This window comes from Enterobacter sp. 186315 (genome assembly GCF_053290175.1).
Window position 1 is genome coordinate 1 of the sequence record NZ_JBPTTK010000039.1, and the last position, 15,078, is coordinate 15,078.

At 50.8% G+C, this 15,078-nt stretch carries 16 protein-coding genes; 8 read left to right on the top strand and 8 right to left on the bottom strand.

The window, feature by feature from the left end; translation table 11 throughout:
* Positions 1 to 297 precede the first annotated feature (297 nt).
* The 8 genes from ACSVHP_RS22475 to ACSVHP_RS22510 all read right to left on the bottom strand — a co-directional run bounded on the left by ACSVHP_RS22475 (position 298) and on the right by ACSVHP_RS22510 (position 6,868).
* Complete coding sequence (locus ACSVHP_RS22475; protein WP_103793592.1) at positions 298 to 1,563, bottom strand: vWA domain-containing protein; 1,266 nt, start codon at positions 1,561 to 1,563, stop codon at positions 298 to 300.
* A gap of 16 nt (positions 1,564 to 1,579) precedes the next feature.
* Positions 1,580 to 2,239 carry a hypothetical protein gene (locus ACSVHP_RS22480; RefSeq protein WP_104456760.1) on the bottom strand — a complete coding sequence of 220 codons (660 nt, stop codon included), beginning with the start codon at positions 2,237 to 2,239 and terminating at the stop codon, positions 1,580 to 1,582.
* Positions 2,240 to 2,297: 58 nt separating this feature from the next.
* Positions 2,298 to 2,873, bottom strand: a complete 576-nt coding sequence (locus tag ACSVHP_RS22485) for a TerD family protein (protein WP_103793590.1) — start codon at positions 2,871 to 2,873, stop codon at positions 2,298 to 2,300.
* A gap of 69 nt (positions 2,874 to 2,942) precedes the next feature.
* A complete protein-coding gene (gene terD / locus ACSVHP_RS22490; protein WP_103793589.1) occupies positions 2,943 to 3,521 on the bottom strand; it encodes a tellurium resistance membrane protein TerD in 579 nt (192 codons plus the stop codon).
* Between the two features lie 48 nt (positions 3,522 to 3,569).
* Positions 3,570 to 4,610, bottom strand: coding sequence for a TerC/Alx family metal homeostasis membrane protein (locus ACSVHP_RS22495; RefSeq protein WP_103793588.1), 1,041 nt, complete (start codon positions 4,608 to 4,610; stop codon positions 3,570 to 3,572).
* A 23-nt stretch (positions 4,611 to 4,633) separates the two neighbouring features.
* Positions 4,634 to 5,089 carry a tellurite resistance TerB family protein gene (locus ACSVHP_RS22500; protein WP_103793587.1) on the bottom strand — a complete coding sequence of 152 codons (456 nt, stop codon included), beginning with the start codon at positions 5,087 to 5,089 and terminating at the stop codon, positions 4,634 to 4,636.
* A 22-nt stretch (positions 5,090 to 5,111) separates the two neighbouring features.
* Positions 5,112 to 6,287 (bottom strand): TerD family protein, encoded by a 1,176-nt coding sequence (locus tag ACSVHP_RS22505; RefSeq protein ID WP_103793586.1) that lies wholly within the window; start codon positions 6,285 to 6,287, stop codon positions 5,112 to 5,114.
* Positions 6,287 to 6,868: a TerD family protein gene (locus ACSVHP_RS22510; protein WP_103793585.1), complete on the bottom strand. Its 582-nt coding sequence runs from the start codon at positions 6,866 to 6,868 to the stop codon at positions 6,287 to 6,289. Before ACSVHP_RS22510 ends, ACSVHP_RS22505 begins: the two co-directional genes overlap by 1 nt.
* A gap of 325 nt (positions 6,869 to 7,193) precedes the next feature.
* On the opposite strand from ACSVHP_RS22510, the gene ACSVHP_RS22515 reads away from it, so the two are divergent.
* The 8 genes from ACSVHP_RS22515 to ACSVHP_RS22550 all read left to right on the top strand — a co-directional run bounded on the left by ACSVHP_RS22515 (position 7,194) and on the right by ACSVHP_RS22550 (position 14,932).
* Positions 7,194 to 8,252 (top strand): ATP-grasp domain-containing protein, encoded by a 1,059-nt coding sequence (locus ACSVHP_RS22515; RefSeq protein WP_103793584.1) that lies wholly within the window; start codon positions 7,194 to 7,196, stop codon positions 8,250 to 8,252.
* A gap of 8 nt (positions 8,253 to 8,260) precedes the next feature.
* Positions 8,261 to 9,403, top strand: coding sequence for a phosphoribosyltransferase domain-containing protein (locus ACSVHP_RS22520; protein ID WP_103793583.1), 1,143 nt, complete (start codon positions 8,261 to 8,263; stop codon positions 9,401 to 9,403).
* Positions 9,396 to 10,169: an HAD family hydrolase gene (locus ACSVHP_RS22525; protein ID WP_103793582.1), complete on the top strand. Its 774-nt coding sequence runs from the start codon at positions 9,396 to 9,398 to the stop codon at positions 10,167 to 10,169. The genes ACSVHP_RS22520 and ACSVHP_RS22525 overlap by 8 nt, the downstream gene beginning before the upstream one ends.
* A 1-nt stretch (position 10,170) precedes the next feature.
* Positions 10,171 to 11,250: a cysteine protease StiP family protein gene (locus tag ACSVHP_RS22530; protein WP_103793581.1), complete on the top strand. Its 1,080-nt coding sequence runs from the start codon at positions 10,171 to 10,173 to the stop codon at positions 11,248 to 11,250.
* Entirely contained in the window at positions 11,250 to 12,206 is a 957-nt protein-coding gene (locus ACSVHP_RS22535; protein ID WP_103793580.1) for an HpcH/HpaI aldolase/citrate lyase family protein, read from the top strand. Before ACSVHP_RS22530 ends, ACSVHP_RS22535 begins: the two co-directional genes overlap by 1 nt.
* Positions 12,207 to 12,216: 10 nt before the next feature.
* The gene (locus tag ACSVHP_RS22540) at positions 12,217 to 13,440 is read left to right on the top strand and encodes a DUF4236 domain-containing protein (protein WP_103793579.1); all 1,224 of its coding nucleotides are present in this window, start codon (positions 12,217 to 12,219) and stop codon (positions 13,438 to 13,440) included.
* A gap of 2 nt (positions 13,441 to 13,442) precedes the next feature.
* Positions 13,443 to 13,931, top strand: a complete 489-nt coding sequence (locus ACSVHP_RS22545; RefSeq protein ID WP_103793578.1) for a tellurium resistance protein TerW — start codon at positions 13,443 to 13,445, stop codon at positions 13,929 to 13,931.
* 596 nt (positions 13,932 to 14,527) lie between these two features.
* Positions 14,528 to 14,932, top strand: coding sequence for an H-NS family histone-like protein (locus tag ACSVHP_RS22550; protein WP_103793577.1), 405 nt, complete (start codon positions 14,528 to 14,530; stop codon positions 14,930 to 14,932).
* Positions 14,933 to 15,078 lie beyond the last annotated feature (146 nt).

The following is a 15,078-nucleotide window of genomic DNA, read 5'->3' on the forward strand; positions in this document are numbered from 1 at the left end:
TGGAGCACCTCAAAAACACCATCATACACTAAATCAGTAAGTTGGCAGCATCACCCAAAAGTTGTATAATCTGATTTGTTGTGCTGTATTATATTACTAATACAGGCAAATACATCATCAAGCCTGTACATAATATTAAAATCCTTTAACGCATCATTTCTCATAAGAAAAGTGGATTTCGACAATGCGAAATAAGCTATCACCTTTAATTCCTGCTAACGTCTAAACATCAAAGACGCTCAAAAATTTGATCATGGCAGAACATGGCAATTCTGCCAATTAGGAAGCTCTATTAAATTACAGAATGCTCTTTAAATTAGCTTCATCAATCCACGTTCGAAATTCTTCCAGAAGATTATCATAAAGGTCTTCATCGCTGACACTGGCGAAATTATCCATGGCAAAGAAGTGCGTATTATCGATTTTGCGATCAGTAAAATCATCAAGGTTTTTCAGGATGCCATAATTCGAACCACCAAGGCCCACAAATTTCCAGAAGATTGGGTAATTTGCGGATCGACGAATAGCATCTTTTATCGCTTTTGTTTTACTGATTCCACCATCAGTGATAAACACGACATAAACAGGCAATTTGCTGTCACGGTAGTAATCAACAATCTCTTCGAGGACCGGAGGCTCATTATTCACACCGCCGAGGCCCGGCAATAATTCCCACCTTGAACGTTTGCCACTACCCTGAATGGTTTCGACATAATTATCGAGATTACTCAGCGTGACATTCTGGTATTTCCGGTGCTTTTCAGCAAAGCCCCAAAGATCCATTTCACCATCATCATCAAACTGAACGGCAAGAACAGCGATGCGATCCAGTACAGACTGCACATGCCCTCTTGAAAACTCTCCGCTCATTGAGCCAGATGCATCGAGCACGAACGCTACGCTCGCCTGGAGCGTATTAAGCTTGTGTTTGGTCAGGCTGACGGTCGCTTTTTTCGCAAGGCTGACCAGACGTGGGGCTTGTTTCTCCAGCTTTTTCTCCAGACTGATTACCGGAGCTGCTGTATGTTGTGGAGCCGGTGATGGTGCCGGTGCCGGGGCTGGAGATGACACGTCTACACCGTAGCTGACGGCAAGCGGCTCAAGCCCGCCATTGAATCCCTGGCCAAGGGCCCGGAGCTTCCAGTTGCCGTTATGGCGATAGACCTCCGCCACGATAATGGCTTTCTCGCTGCGCCCTGCTGTTTCCGGTTCGAAGGATGCGATGCCGGGTGCCTGCAGGCTCAGCTGCTGCAGGCCGGTCATGGTATCGCTGCCGTCGATGACCAGAGTTAAGGCAATTTTCTGAACAGCCGATGAAACGCGGTTAAGTTCAATATGCACGCTTGATTGCTGTGTCCCGGGAGTCAGTTTAACGGCGCCCTCCGGTGAACTCAGATTATTAAAAAAGATGAAATCGTTATCACCGCTCACCTTACCCTGTGCGTTGAGCATAAAAACGCAGGTATCGGGTTCGCCGCGAAAACCCGGGCGCACCGGATATCGCAGGTTGAGCGTGATAGAGGATGAAGTTAGAGAGATATTCTGACCTGACTGTAATTGCATGGCTTCTGTTCCTTGTTTAGTAACCGTAGTCTCTGCCACCCTTTACGCGGGTTCTGGCCTGCAGCGCTGAAAGGCATTCGTCACGCTTTTGCTTACTCGAAAAATAAAATAGTCGTGAACCAAAATCTCCATGAATGAAGAACTTCACACCTTTTTCACGGGTTACGCTGGTGATCCTGCTGATAGAGATAATATCCTGCTCTGAGATGCGGTGCAAAAATCTCAGTCGTACAATGTCGCTTAAAGATTGATTACCACTGTCTGCCGGAAAAATCATTGTACCGTCGTTATCATTGAAAATGACGCCCATATAATCAATCGCGATGTATTCAGCCGCCTTTTTTAATGGCCAGAACATTGCAATCGGGAAAGCAATTAACAATGTGAGCATGACATATGGTAGAGCTTCGGGGTAAATATATGCAGTTATGTAATATGTGAACAAGAAAAGACAGAGAGCTATTAAAGCAACCAACAAAACAACCGCAGCAAAGTTTGTGAATATCAGCTTTACATCGTAAACGCGCTGGAGGTTAGGCATCGCATTGTACTTTCGTTTAAGCTTACGATACCGATTAGCTGTAAAAATTAGAAATGGAAGAAATAGTAAACATGCAGCTACGATGAAAAACAGTATGAACATTTCACCACTGCCTTCATTTTTTTTCTTTGCCATGTGCTGACACCTATAAAAAAACCCGGTGACAGCACCGGGGTTGAGTATGTAATTATTATTAGATATTAACACCGTGCTGGGAAGCCAGTGCCGATAATCCACCGGCAAAACCCTGGCCTACGGCTTTAAATTTCCATTCGGCGCCATGGCGGTACAGTTCGCCAAAGATCATAGCGGTTTCGGTGGATGCGTCTTCAGACAGATCGAAGCGTGCGATCTCCGCGGCGTTGTCATTGTTATAGACACGCATGAAGCTGTTGCTCACCATGCCGAAGTTTTGCTTACGGACTTCAGCGTCATAGATGGTCACGGCGAACACCAGTTTTTTGATGTCAGCTGACACTTTGGTCAGATCAATTTTGACCGACTCATCATCGCCATCACCTTCACCAGTACGGTTGTCGCCCTGGTGTTCCACGGCGCCGTCAGGGCTGGTTTTGTTGTTGAAGAAAATGAAGTGCTGATCAGAAAGCACTTTACCGTCATCACCTACCGCGAACACAGACGCATCCAGGTCGAATGGCTGGCCGTCAGTGACACGCGCATCCCATCCCAGACCAACCATCGCTACGTTCATGGTTGGTGCTTCTTTAGTAAGGGATACGTTACCGCCTTTAACGAGAGAAACTGCCATTGTTAAGCTCCTGCTATTAATTAGGGTTTGGGCTGAATGAACAGCCCGGGGACAGAAAAGCGACTTTTATCAGGACGCGTTAATGCCGTACTGGGCACACACGGAAGACAGACCACCGGCATAACCCTGGCCGACCGCACGGAACTTCCATTCGGTATTGTGACGATACAGTTCGCCAAACAGCATGGCGGTTTCTGTGGAGGCATCTTCAGTCAGATCGTAACGAGCGACTTCAGTCTGGTTATCGTCGTTCACCAGGCGGATAAACGCGCCGGACACCTGGCCAAAGCTCTGACGACGGGCCTGTGCATCATGGATGGTCACCACGAACACAATTTTGTCCACGTCGGCCGGGATAGTATCCAGTTTGATTTTCAGGGATTCATCATCGCCATCGCCTTCACCGGTACGGTTATCACCGGTATGGGTAACAGAGCCGTCAGCTGACTTCAGGTTGTTATAGAAAATGAAATCTGCATCGTTTCGCACTTTGCCGTTCGCATTCAGCAGGAATGCGGACGCATCCAGGTCGAAGTCCTGCCCGTCAGTAGAACGTGCATCCCAGCCCAGACCAACCAGAACATTTTTCATGGTTGGAGCGGCTTTGCTCAGGGATACGTTACCGCCTTTCGAAAGAGAAACACTCATAGTTCAGCCTCATGCATTAGTTATGGAATTAGTGAAATTCTCAGGAGATTAGCTCTCCTTTCCCTCTGTTTCTGGTTTGCCCGGGAACATGACGCTTGCAATGATCCCGACGGCCAGGACACCCAGCACGACGTACAGGCTGGTGGTGGCCGCAATATTATACCCGTGGTGCCAGATATGGTCTGTTGCGTTCAGCCCCAGTTTGGCTGCGATGAAGAACAGCAACACGATCACCGCTTTTTCCAGATGCACCAGATACTGCTTCAGGGCTTCGAGTACGAAATACAGGGTACGAAGGCCCAGGATAGCAAACATCATGGCACTGTAGACAATCAGTGGCTCACGGCTGACGGCAATGATGGCCGGTACCGAGTCAAACGCAAACATGACATCGGAGAGCTCCACTACTGCCACACAGAGCATCAGCGGCGTGGCATAGCGCCATGCTTTCTTACCGCGACCGATGGTCACATCTTTGTTTTCAGGTTTTGCCAGCTCGGCATCCACTTCTTTCTGAGACAGAAGGAAAGCGTGACCCTGCAGTTTTGGCCAGATCGGGAAGAAGCGTTTAACCATCCGGTATGCAAGATGCTGCGAATAGTCTTCGACTTCCTCTTCATCACCGCCACTTCTGAGCATCATGACAGCCGTCCAGGCGACAATGAGGGCGAATACCACTTCAACATACGGCCCCAGGCTCAGCAGGCCAGCACCGATGGCCACAAAAATGCCCCTGAAGACGATGGCGCCAATAATGCCCCAGTAGAGCACACGGTGACGGAAACGATCCGGTACCGAGAACCAGGAGAAAATGGCCATCATCACGAACAGGTTGTCGACAGAAAGCACCTTTTCTAGTGCATAGCCGGTGACGAACAGGCTCGCGACTTCAGCACCGTGATGGATGTACAGGAACCCGGCAAATGCCATCGCGACAATGACCCAGAAAACGGACCACAGCGCGGCACTTTTCAGTGAAATTGGCTTGTCATGACGGTGCATGAACAGGTCAATGAAAATGGCACCGAGTGACAGCGCAATAAACACTGTGACTGTCTCAACCGGAAAACCAATATGTGTCGAAACCATAATTTACCTTTAAAGGATGTAACTCAGAGGCCGAATTCAGCCGGATCAAAGCCGAGCGCGACTGCGATTTCACGTGCGGCTGCTTTCTCATCCTGGTCAAAGTTGCCGTCGCTTTTACCAACAGCAATACCCACGCGTAATGCCAGTTGTGCGGCTTCAGGCTGATCTTTCAGCGCCAGGATGTACTTCATGGTTTCACCTTTACCAATCTCGACATCGAAATCGAAACTTGAAACCAGTTTGTTGAAGAACTCGATAACTTCATTGGTATCGAAAATCTTCAGTTCTTCGGAAGCACGCAGAAAACCCATCATTTTCTGTTTTTCTTCCGAGCTTACGCCGTCACTGGCGGCAGCAATACGGGCGCAGACAGCGACTGTACCCTGCATGAACTTCTTATTTTTGAAACGGCCGACCTGACGGGTCAGTTCGTCGCGCCCTGAATTGAGCGCACCTTTTACTTTGTCGAAAAAACTCATGGTTAAATCCTTTGATGTGACGTTATTTGGAACCGGCGCTCCAGCGAAAGCCCCAGTTAAAGGCCTTGTCCATTTCAGACTGACCTTTAAAATACTGGTTGATTCGCTCCACCCTGATGGCGCCATTTTCGTTGACAAGACGGGCAATCGCACACAAGGTGCGACGGTTATCACCCTCTGTCAGCCGGGTTTCAATAGGCGGCTGATCCGGAACATGGATTGTGACGATCCCATCCGTTTTATCCCAGCTGGCCGCACCTTCGTAAATGAAGGCATAGATCAGGACCTCACGAACGTGCTTCCATTCGCGGCCGTTGATGTGCAGCCATTCACCTGAAGCATTGTCGCCAGTACGATCATCGCCCTGCAGCTGAACGTAAGGTTCGTCATGATAATCACCGAAGGCATTACCCAGCGCCTGTATTACCGATTTGTAACCGTCTTCCAGCTCTACAAAGGCACCCAGATCCAGATCAATCCCTTTGGAACCAAACATGCCCCTTAGTCCTGAGCTACCGCTTGCGCGATTCCAGTTGAGATTGATACGGATCTCCCCGAAGTTATCGCGTTTGGCAAGGCTGATTGCTGGTTTCTCTTTTGTCAGGGAAACCTTGCTCAGGTTTACTTTATTTGCAGCTGGCGCAGGTGCTGGTGGCGTAACGGTAGACGGCGCCGTTGTCGGTGCTGGTGCTGGTGCTGGTGAGTCTGCGATATCAACACCAAAGTGTTCCGCCAGCGGCTTTAGTCCGCCATTGAAACCCTGAGCAACAAAGCGGAATTTCCAGTCATTATTACGACGATAGAATTCACCCAGAATGAGCGCAGCTTCCTGACGGCCCGTTAAATCCACGACGCCGCTAACCAGACGGGTTGCACCCTGCTCTACGTCAATAGACAGATTGCGAAGACCAGCAACGGTCTGCCCACCGTCACAGGTAACGGTAAAGGCAATTTTCTGGACATCGGTCTTCAGCCGGTTAAGCGCGACAGTAAATGTTGAATACTGCCCCTCACTCACCAGGCTGACAGTGCCATCATCGTTGCGCAGCTGGCCGTAGAAGACCATATCCGCATCACCCTGCACTTTTCCGTCTGCATAAAGACGAAACGCTGAGGCGTCAACCGGTCCACCTGAGGTGATCCGAACCCGGAGCTCCTGTGATGGTACGGGGGCATTGCCCCCCGGCGTCAGGTTCATTAGCGGACCACCGTCGAAACGATATCGGCATGCATATCGGCAATCGTACGACCGCGGCATGCGTGGCCATGAGCCGTGAAATCCCAGTTGCCATTATTACGACGCAGGGACGCAATAACGATGCCGGTGTGCGCGCCCTGCTCTGTCAGCTGATAACGGGCCAGTTCTTTGTTGGCCTGGTCAACTACACGGCAGAATGCATTATCAACATCGTTGAACGACTGACCACGGAAGCTGTTCACGGTGAAGGCCAGGTACTCGACATTTGCAGGCAGCTTGCTCAGATAGACATTGATCACTTCATCATCACCATCGCCTTCACCCGTCAGGTTGTCGCCGCTGTGAACAACAGCCGTACATTTGGATTTCAGCTGCTGGAACCAGACGGTGTCGATTTTGTTTCCGGCGCTGTCCATCAGGACACATCCGGCATCCAGATCGATAGAGCCACTGCCGCCAAACAACCCGCCCAGCAGCCCCTTTTTCTTGATTGGATCCCAGCCAAGGCCAAACTGAAGCTGGCTGAGTGCCGAAGATTGTTTAGTGAGTGAAACCGTCTGATTCTTGCTTAATGAAACCATATTTATTTCCTTAAATGGTGATGAGAAAGTTAACCCAGAGATAACGTTTATCCACTAACGTAAAAAATCATATCATGATGAAGTTGTGAGGCAAGAGCAAATTTTTAGGGTTTTTTGAACCAGGGCTGTATTTTCGCTACATTGCTACGTGTTTATTCCTTTCAAATAACTGAAATATAAGTGTAAAAATCCCCAGCCTGATCACAGTCACAGCGTTGAAAATACCCGCATTTAACAATCATATTATGATTGACATCATCTAAAGAGATTCTTAGACTCTCATAACCGCCTTAACAGCTTGAATTTATCAGGTAATAAATTAAAAATGAAAAACAAAATTTGGCTTATGGAAGGACTTTCATCACAGCGTGATATTATTCAGGGAATGAAGTCTTTCGCTAAAATTAATAACTTTAATATTATTGTTTATGCCTCTCATCGTCATGAACGTAATGAATTACTTGCCGTTGCTGACCACGCGCTAATCGAGCCCTCTGACCCGGAAAGTCGCCTTGCTTTCATTCTCGACACTATCGGGAAACATGGGATTAATGCTGTTCATACGGGACGAAATTGTCAGTGGTTCGAACAACATCGGGCTGCAATCGAAGCGTCGGGCGCTACGCTCACCACTGGCGCGACGGCTTCTGACTGGCTGAAGCTTGCCGACGATAAAGTTACTTTCGCTGACTTTATGCAGCAATGTGGACTGCCGGTCGTCCCTTCTGTACGTATCAACTCGATTTCGGCGCTGCAGGACCATCTCGCTAATCCTCCTTTTGCGGATACTCCGCTTTGTGTCAAACCCGTCACGGGTATTTATGGCATGGGATTCTGGCGTTTCGATGACGAGGCCTCCTCCATGGCGGTATTCAACAACCCGGACAACCGGATCGTGAACCCCGGCCAGTATATTGCAGCGCTGAGCGCCGCTAAGTCGTTTACCCCCCTTGTTTTGATGCCGTATCTGCCTGGACCCGAATATTCTGTCGATATTCTGGCGCACAAGGGTGAAGTCCTTGCTGCGGTGGGACGTCGCAAAGAAGGTGCGCTTCAGTATCTTGTCAACTGCGGCGAAGCATACGAGCTGGCCTGTAACTGTGCCCGGGCTATGAACGCGGACGGCCTCATCAATGTGCAGACGCGTAATGACCACAACGGCAGGCCAGTGCTGCTTGAAACGAACATGCGTCCGTCAGGTGGGATTGGATACACGTTGCGCAGCGGCGTAAATCTGCCGGGGTTGTTTGCCTTCCACCAGCTGGGCCTGATGTCGAAAAATGAAGTGATGGATAACGAGATGGTTTCCTTCAAGCCTGCAACGGTGCGATCCATTACCGATGTCATCGTCTATCCAACTGACCTCACCAACCGTCTTAATTAAGGCTCACTATGTCACTGTTGAACGAAGACACTGTTTATCGACGTGCATTGTCGTGCGGAACGATTCAGGTTACACGCGCCCGGGGCGAGATGTCCCTTAACGATCTTTTTGATATTGCTGAACGTCGTAACCCGAAACGTGCTTTTCTCTTTGTCAGCAAAGTGCTGGGCAGGCATATTCCGGTTCCCCCTTCGACAATGCGTCAGGCATATCAGCGTCTGGCCCGCCAGTTTCCGGCGTCTGTTCCCGGACCTGTGCTGTTTATCGGGATGGCCGAGACTGCGGTAGGTCTCGGGGCTGGCGTGTTTGATGAACTTCGCCACCAGTACGCGGATTCCGTTTACCTGACCTCAACGCGCCATCCTCAGGACGGTGAACTGCTGTGTGAATTTAAGGAAGAGCACAGCCATGCGACAGATCATCTGATCTACCTGCCCGCTGATGTGGAAATGCGCCGCAGAGTGACCGAAGCGCGAACCCTGGTTCTGATTGATGATGAAGCCACAACCGGTAACACCTTCATCAATCTCCTTGCGGCATTGCGCAATACTGGCCGGTTGCCACAGCTGGAGCAGGTTGTGGCTGTCACACTCACCGACTGGAGTGGTGATGCGCTGGAAACGCGTTGTCCTTTGCCGGTGCGCACGCTGTCATTGGTCAGTGGTGCATGGCAGTGGGAACCCCTCCCGGACGCGCCCGTCCCGGTGATGCCAGCGGTGAATGTGACTTCCCGCGGTAACTTCCCCATCACCGGCAAACAGTCCTGGGGCCGACTGGGGATGACGGCGCCCGCTAATGACCTGGGGCGCAATATCACCACCTCACCGGGAGAACGTGTGCTGGTGCTGGGCACAGGTGAATTTGTGTGGGAACCGTTCCTGCTTGCTGAGCGTCTGGCCGCGGCCGGTGCGGATGCGTTTTACAGTTCCACTACCCGATCACCGATAGCCACAGGCTTCGCTATTCAGTCGGCCATTGCCTTCACGGATAACTACGGTCTTGGCATTCCCAACTTTTTATACAACGTTGCGCACCAGCGGTTTGATCGCGTTCTGCTTTGCACCGAGACGCCAGCGGCCAGCGTGGACAGTCACCTGATGAAGACGCTGGCCGGAGTAGCCGCCAGTGTGGAGATTATTAGCTATGAATAAACCCGTTGTCCTGAGTGACCTTGATGACACCCTCTTCCAGACCCGACGCAAAATGGTGGATGAGCTCGCGCTGGAGCCCTTTAAAACCGGAGCGCTGGACAGAAGTTTAGCGCCACGCAGCTTCATGACTGAAGAGCAGTCCATGCTGGTGGACTGGTTACTGGAGCAGGCTGAACTTATTCCGGTGACGGCCCGCGGCACTGAAGAAATCAGCCGCGTGCAGATCCCCTTCCGCTCTTGGGCGATTACAACCCATGGCGCCGTTATTCTGAACCCACAGGGTCAGCCTGACGAGGACTGGAAAGCGCACATGTTGCAGAGCCTGGCGCAGTACGAAGAGAGGCTTATCTCCATGCAACGTGCCATCACAGAGATGATGGAAGCCAGAGGCATTAATGCCTGGGCGCGACTCAACTATGAATATGACGGCACGCCCGTCTATCTGGTGATGAAGCACCGCGACAGCACACGGCTTGATGAGCTGTATGCCATTGCAGACGAGATTGAAGCGGTATTCCCGGTCGCGGACTTCTATATCCACCGTAACAGCAACAATGTTGCCTGGCTTCCTCACCCCGTGGAAAAAGGTCTGGCCGTCACCTGGTTGCTGAACAAATTACGTGCCGAGCGCGGTGTATTCCCGGTGATTGGGCTCGGTGACAGCCTTAGCGATCACCGCTTTATGAAGCTCTGCAGCTGGTACGGGATCCCGCGTCAAAGCCAGTTCGCTGAAGCCGTCTCGATGAAAATTTTTGGAGAACAGTAAGATGCAGCCACTCATTCCTTTTTCGGGCTCTTACGACGCCAGTGATGTCCAGTTCCTGCTCAAACCCATTGACATGGAAATGACGCCGGTTGACCAAAAAGAGGCGCTGATCCAGTCCGGCAAAAAGCATTATTCTGACATGCTGAGCCAGGAGCCTGCCCCTACCTCCTGGCATCTGGATTTATTCTCACGCGCACTGGATCGTGGCGCGGCCCGACTGGCACGCGAGGTAACACAACTTGCCCGCGAACTGGCCAACCGCTTTAGTGATGAACCCATTATTCTGGCAAGTCTCGTCCGGGCCGGTGTGCCGCTGGGCGTGATGCTGCATCAGGCGCTGCGGGACATGGGAAAAACATCCTTCCACTACGGGATCAGCATCATTCGTGATCGCGGCATCGATACCGCTGCCCTGGATATCATTGAATCCCGTCATGGCACACAGGGCATTGTGTTCGTTGATGGCTGGACCGGTAAAGGCGCGATCACGGGTCAACTGGTTCGCTCACTGGAAGGACGCAGCGGTTATCCGGAACACCCCCGCCTTGTGGTGCTCGCTGACCCGTGTGGCTGCGCCTGGCTGGCGGCAGGCGATGATGACTGGCTGATCCCGTTCGGGATTATGGGGGCGCCGGTATCAGGCCTTATTTCACGCTCTGTATGGACTACTGAAGGGTTACACGGCTGCGTCGTGTGCGAACATCTGAATGAGTACGAATGCAGCCGCTCGCTGGTCGGGACGGTTGCAGCTTATCGCGAAAAACTCGATCCCGCGGCTTTACCCGGTCTCGACTGGAATATGGCAGCGAATACCGGCCTGTGGCAGAAGAGTCGTGATGTGATCACCCTCCTTGCTGACAGGTATGCGGTCGACAGCATCAACCGGATTAAACCGGGTATCGCTGAAGCAACCCGCGCCGTATTACGCCGGGTACCCGATCATGTGTTTGTACGCTCAGTCAGCGATCCGGATGTCGAGTTACTGGTAGGCCTGGCTCGCGATAAAGGGATCATCGTTACCGAAATGGGTGATGCACTTGGCCAGTACCGGGCCGTGACCATTATTAAAAAGGTGCTCTGATGAAAAATCGCCTCTCGCCCTGGAATCTTGGCGCCACGCTGTACATGCCCGCAACCCGTTACGATATTGAAGGGGCTATCCTGGACGGCAAGATCCCGGGACTTCGCTCGCTGGTCATTTGTCTGGAGGACGCGGTCAGCGAAACAGATATCCCGCGGGCGCTGGAAAATCTGAGACAGCTGCTGCAGCGCCTGAGTCAGGAAAAATTACGCGCCGGTAACCAGGACTGGCCGCTGGTGTTTATTCGTCCGCGACATACGGAAATGGGGCAATGGCTGGTTCAGAATGTCGACCTGAGCGCCGTTGACGGTTTTGTACTTCCAAAATTCACTCTGGCCTCGTTGCCGGAATGGTGGGCGGCAATGGCAGACACGCACCTTTGTCTTATGCCGACCCTTGAAACCGACGATGTGTTTGATGTCGTCCGGATGCGTGAACTTGCGGAAAAGCTACTTTCTCATCCATGCCTTGAGCGGATCATTGCCCTGCGTATCGGCGGGAATGACCTGATGAATGTGGTCTCGCTGAGACGGCCGCGGAATCTGACCCTTTACGACGGACCTATGGGCTACGTGATTAAAATGCTGGTGTCAGTATTCGGTCCGCGTGATTTTGCGCTGACGGCGCCGGTCTGTGAGCACATTGACGATCATGACATTATGGCGCGTGAGCTGGCGCTTGATATGGCGCATGGGCTGGTGGGTAAAACGGCCATCCACCCCGCTCAGATTGATGTTATCGAAAACGCACTGAAGGTGTCAGCTGGGGAACATTCGGATGCGCTCCGGATCCTCAACTCCACTCAGGCTGTATTCAAATCGCAGGGCGCGATGTGCGAACCGGCAACGCATCGCCGCTGGGCAGCAAGCATCCTGGAACGAGCACGGATATATGGCATGATCCCGGAACAAAGCGCAGAGGCTATCAGACTTATGCCACTGTCACAGAAAAACTGAGGATGTCGTAATGGGATTTCGATTTCGTAAAACGATCAACATCATTCCCGGCGTACGGCTGAACTTAAGTAACGGCGCACCGAGTCTCAGCGTAGGACCGCGGGGGGCGTCCGTATCCATTGGTAGCCGGGGCACTTATGCCAACCTGGGTTTGCCGGGTACCGGGCTGAGTTATCGCACCAGACTGGATAACTCAGCCCGCTCACGTACTGCCCGCAGCGCACAACCCGATCCTTCTCTGCGGCTGGAGCTCGAACAGGAAGTGGACGCACTGATGTCTGTTGTGAGCAGTATTGCCAATATCCATGAGCTGACTCCGGATCCCCGCCGGGGCATCAGCTGGTCCGAACTGGAAACAGAGTATCTGGCCAGTCGACAGAAACCCTGGCTGGTACCGGCGCCGGTACGTCCGGCGAAACCCGAGTTAATGCCCTTACCGGAGCAACCGGATGAGAGCACAGGTGCAGGATTTTTTGGCAAATGGTTTGAATCCGATGCGGCACGTGCAGAGCGACTTGAGGAGCTCAGGAATCAGTGGCAGCAGACGCTGGCTGATACGGAACGAGAAAATACGCTCCGCCAGCATCGCTATCAGCAGCAGCGCACCGCCTGGGCTGAACAGTATGCCAACTGGCAATTCGAGGCTAAGGAGCATGAAAGCAGGCTGATCGCATCGCAGGCTGAAGCCCGCGACCAGTTTGCGATGGACAGCGCCTTCTTTGAGTCCCGACTGGGTGAGGTTCTGGCGCAAACTGAGTGGCCGCGGGAAACTCTGGTGACGTTCGAAGTCAAACCTGAACAGTCCACGGTCTGGCTCGATGTCGATCTGCCTGAGATAGAAGACATGCCTGATAAATCTTACGGTGTGAATGCCCGCGGTACAGAAATCACCGAAAAGGCCATGACGCAAAAAGTACAGCGAGAAAATTACGCACGCCATGTTCATGGGTGCCTGTTGCGCCTGGCCGGTATTGCCCTGCATACACTACCCTTTGACTACGTGGTGGTCTCAGGTTTTACCCAGCGCATCAGTAAACGGACCGGGTATCTTGAAGACGAATACATCCTGTCATGCAAATTCAGCAGAGCACAGATGGCATCGATTAATTTTGCCGGGATAGAGCATGTGGATCCGGTGGAAGCGCTGGGAGACTATCCGGTTATCAGAAAGATGAGCACGACATTTATCTTTCAGGCAATTGAACCACTTTTTTTTGACGCAGGCTTTAACTAACGATGCAACTCAATACGCGACAGGTCCGCATTTTCACTCTGGCTAATTTACTGGGCACCGGGAAACCGGTTCCTGCCGCCGATATCATCACCAGCCTGGAATGTTCAGAGCCAACCCTGACACGGGCCCTTAAAGCACTCAGGGAAGACTATTCAGCAGAAATAAAGTACAGCAAGGCCAGTCACTCTTACCAGATGATCACGCCGGGTAACCTTGATAAAAAAACGCTGCGACGGATGAGTGATGATCTGGCAAAGAATGCCGAACTGAAAAGCACAGAGTCAGGTGGCCGCGTCATTCTGGATAAAGATAAAAAAACAGCGGTCTCTTTATCGCTGCGTATGAAAATACTGCGGAAGATAGACAGGCTTGCGGATATGGAAGGTCTCTCAAGAAGCGAGGCCGTGGAAAAAATAACGGAACGTGTGATTGACGAGCTTTTAAAGGAAAGCCGTGAAAATGAGAAGATTCGCAAAAATGAATCCGCTTAACACAAAGTAACCGACAGAGAGCATAAAATATGCGCACCCGGTAAACCACTACTACTGCAATGGTAAGTAAAACTTTAACCGGGTGCGTTTATTTATCTACGATCAAAATTGCCCTGTCTCAGCATTATGCTCGCCATAGCCACCATCAGCGAATACCTTACATTAAAGCTGAACTCAGTTTATCTTCATATAAGGGTTAACCTTACCCCTGACCCACGCTTATCAAAACACTCTCAAGTAGTCAGGGTTGATGCTTTTTAAACCAGGCGTGTTGTATGAGTTGCCCTAAGGATTTTGTAACTAATTTTGAATTTCCAACTTTTCCTTATCATAAATATGCCGGGTAAATTCCTGCCTGTCTTTCATCTTTAAGTATCGTTTCCATCTATCAGGTATGGATTACATGCGACTGTTACTACTCGTATAACAAGCCTCAATATCTCAGAAGCTCTTCAAGCGCAGTTCATTCATTTTAAGTAACATAAAGAAGTGAAGCCGTTCGACATTGTTCATTAATTCAGTCGGCTTTCTGTTGATTTTATTTTTTAATGTTTCATAATCAACTGAGATTATGATTACTACTCTCTGGAGCTAAAATGTCTGAAGAACTGAAAACACTAAATAACATCCGTTCACTGCGAGCTCAGGCGCGTGAGTTGCCTCTCGAAACTCTGGAAGACATTCTGGAGAAGTTTAATGTCATCGTTTCGGAACGTCGTGATGAAGAAGAAGCAAAACGTAACGAGATTTCGGAACGTACAGAGAAGCTGAATAAGTTGCGCCAGTTGATGCTGGATGATGGTATTGACCCGTCAGAGTTGCTTGAATACTCCACCGGCCAGACAAAACCTAAAAAAGAGCGTGCAGCACGTCCGGCCAAATACCAGTACACCGATGAAAACGGTGAAACTAAAACATGGACTGGCCAGGGCCGTACACCAAAAGTTCTGGCTGAACACGCTGCCAACGGCGGCAATATTGATGACTTCTTAATTAAATAATAAAAAAGGCAGGGAATTAATCTCCCTGCCTTTTCTCGCCCTTTTGTACATACTACTATCTGAATCGCCACGGATAATCTAGACACTTCCGAGCCGTTGATAATACTGGTTTTCATATTCTGTCGGTGACATCTGATCGCTGGAAC

Excerpts from the sequence above, each read along its gene's own strand:
- ACSVHP_RS22475 (WP_103793592.1), bottom strand. The coding sequence starts at position 1,563 with ATGCAATTACAGTCAGGTCAGAATATCTCTCTAACTTCATCCTCTATC.
- ACSVHP_RS22480 (WP_104456760.1), bottom strand. The coding sequence starts at position 2,239 with ATGGCAAAGAAAAAAAATGAAGGCAGTGGTGAAATGTTCATACTGTTT.
- ACSVHP_RS22485 (WP_103793590.1), bottom strand. The coding sequence starts at position 2,873 with ATGGCAGTTTCTCTCGTTAAAGGCGGTAACGTATCCCTTACTAAAGAA.
- terD (WP_103793589.1), bottom strand. The coding sequence starts at position 3,521 with ATGAGTGTTTCTCTTTCGAAAGGCGGTAACGTATCCCTGAGCAAAGCC.
- ACSVHP_RS22495 (WP_103793588.1), bottom strand. The coding sequence starts at position 4,610 with ATGGTTTCGACACATATTGGTTTTCCGGTTGAGACAGTCACAGTGTTT.
- ACSVHP_RS22500 (WP_103793587.1), bottom strand. The coding sequence starts at position 5,089 with ATGAGTTTTTTCGACAAAGTAAAAGGTGCGCTCAATTCAGGGCGCGAC.
- ACSVHP_RS22505 (WP_103793586.1), bottom strand. The coding sequence starts at position 6,287 with ATGAACCTGACGCCGGGGGGCAATGCCCCCGTACCATCACAGGAGCTC.
- ACSVHP_RS22510 (WP_103793585.1), bottom strand. The coding sequence starts at position 6,868 with ATGGTTTCATTAAGCAAGAATCAGACGGTTTCACTCACTAAACAATCT.
- ACSVHP_RS22515 (WP_103793584.1), top strand. The coding sequence starts at position 7,194 with ATGAAAAACAAAATTTGGCTTATGGAAGGACTTTCATCACAGCGTGAT.
- ACSVHP_RS22520 (WP_103793583.1), top strand. The coding sequence starts at position 8,261 with ATGTCACTGTTGAACGAAGACACTGTTTATCGACGTGCATTGTCGTGC.
- ACSVHP_RS22525 (WP_103793582.1), top strand. The coding sequence starts at position 9,396 with ATGAATAAACCCGTTGTCCTGAGTGACCTTGATGACACCCTCTTCCAG.
- ACSVHP_RS22530 (WP_103793581.1), top strand. The coding sequence starts at position 10,171 with ATGCAGCCACTCATTCCTTTTTCGGGCTCTTACGACGCCAGTGATGTC.
- ACSVHP_RS22535 (WP_103793580.1), top strand. The coding sequence starts at position 11,250 with ATGAAAAATCGCCTCTCGCCCTGGAATCTTGGCGCCACGCTGTACATG.
- ACSVHP_RS22540 (WP_103793579.1), top strand. The coding sequence starts at position 12,217 with ATGGGATTTCGATTTCGTAAAACGATCAACATCATTCCCGGCGTACGG.
- ACSVHP_RS22545 (WP_103793578.1), top strand. The coding sequence starts at position 13,443 with ATGCAACTCAATACGCGACAGGTCCGCATTTTCACTCTGGCTAATTTA.
- ACSVHP_RS22550 (WP_103793577.1), top strand. The coding sequence starts at position 14,528 with ATGTCTGAAGAACTGAAAACACTAAATAACATCCGTTCACTGCGAGCT.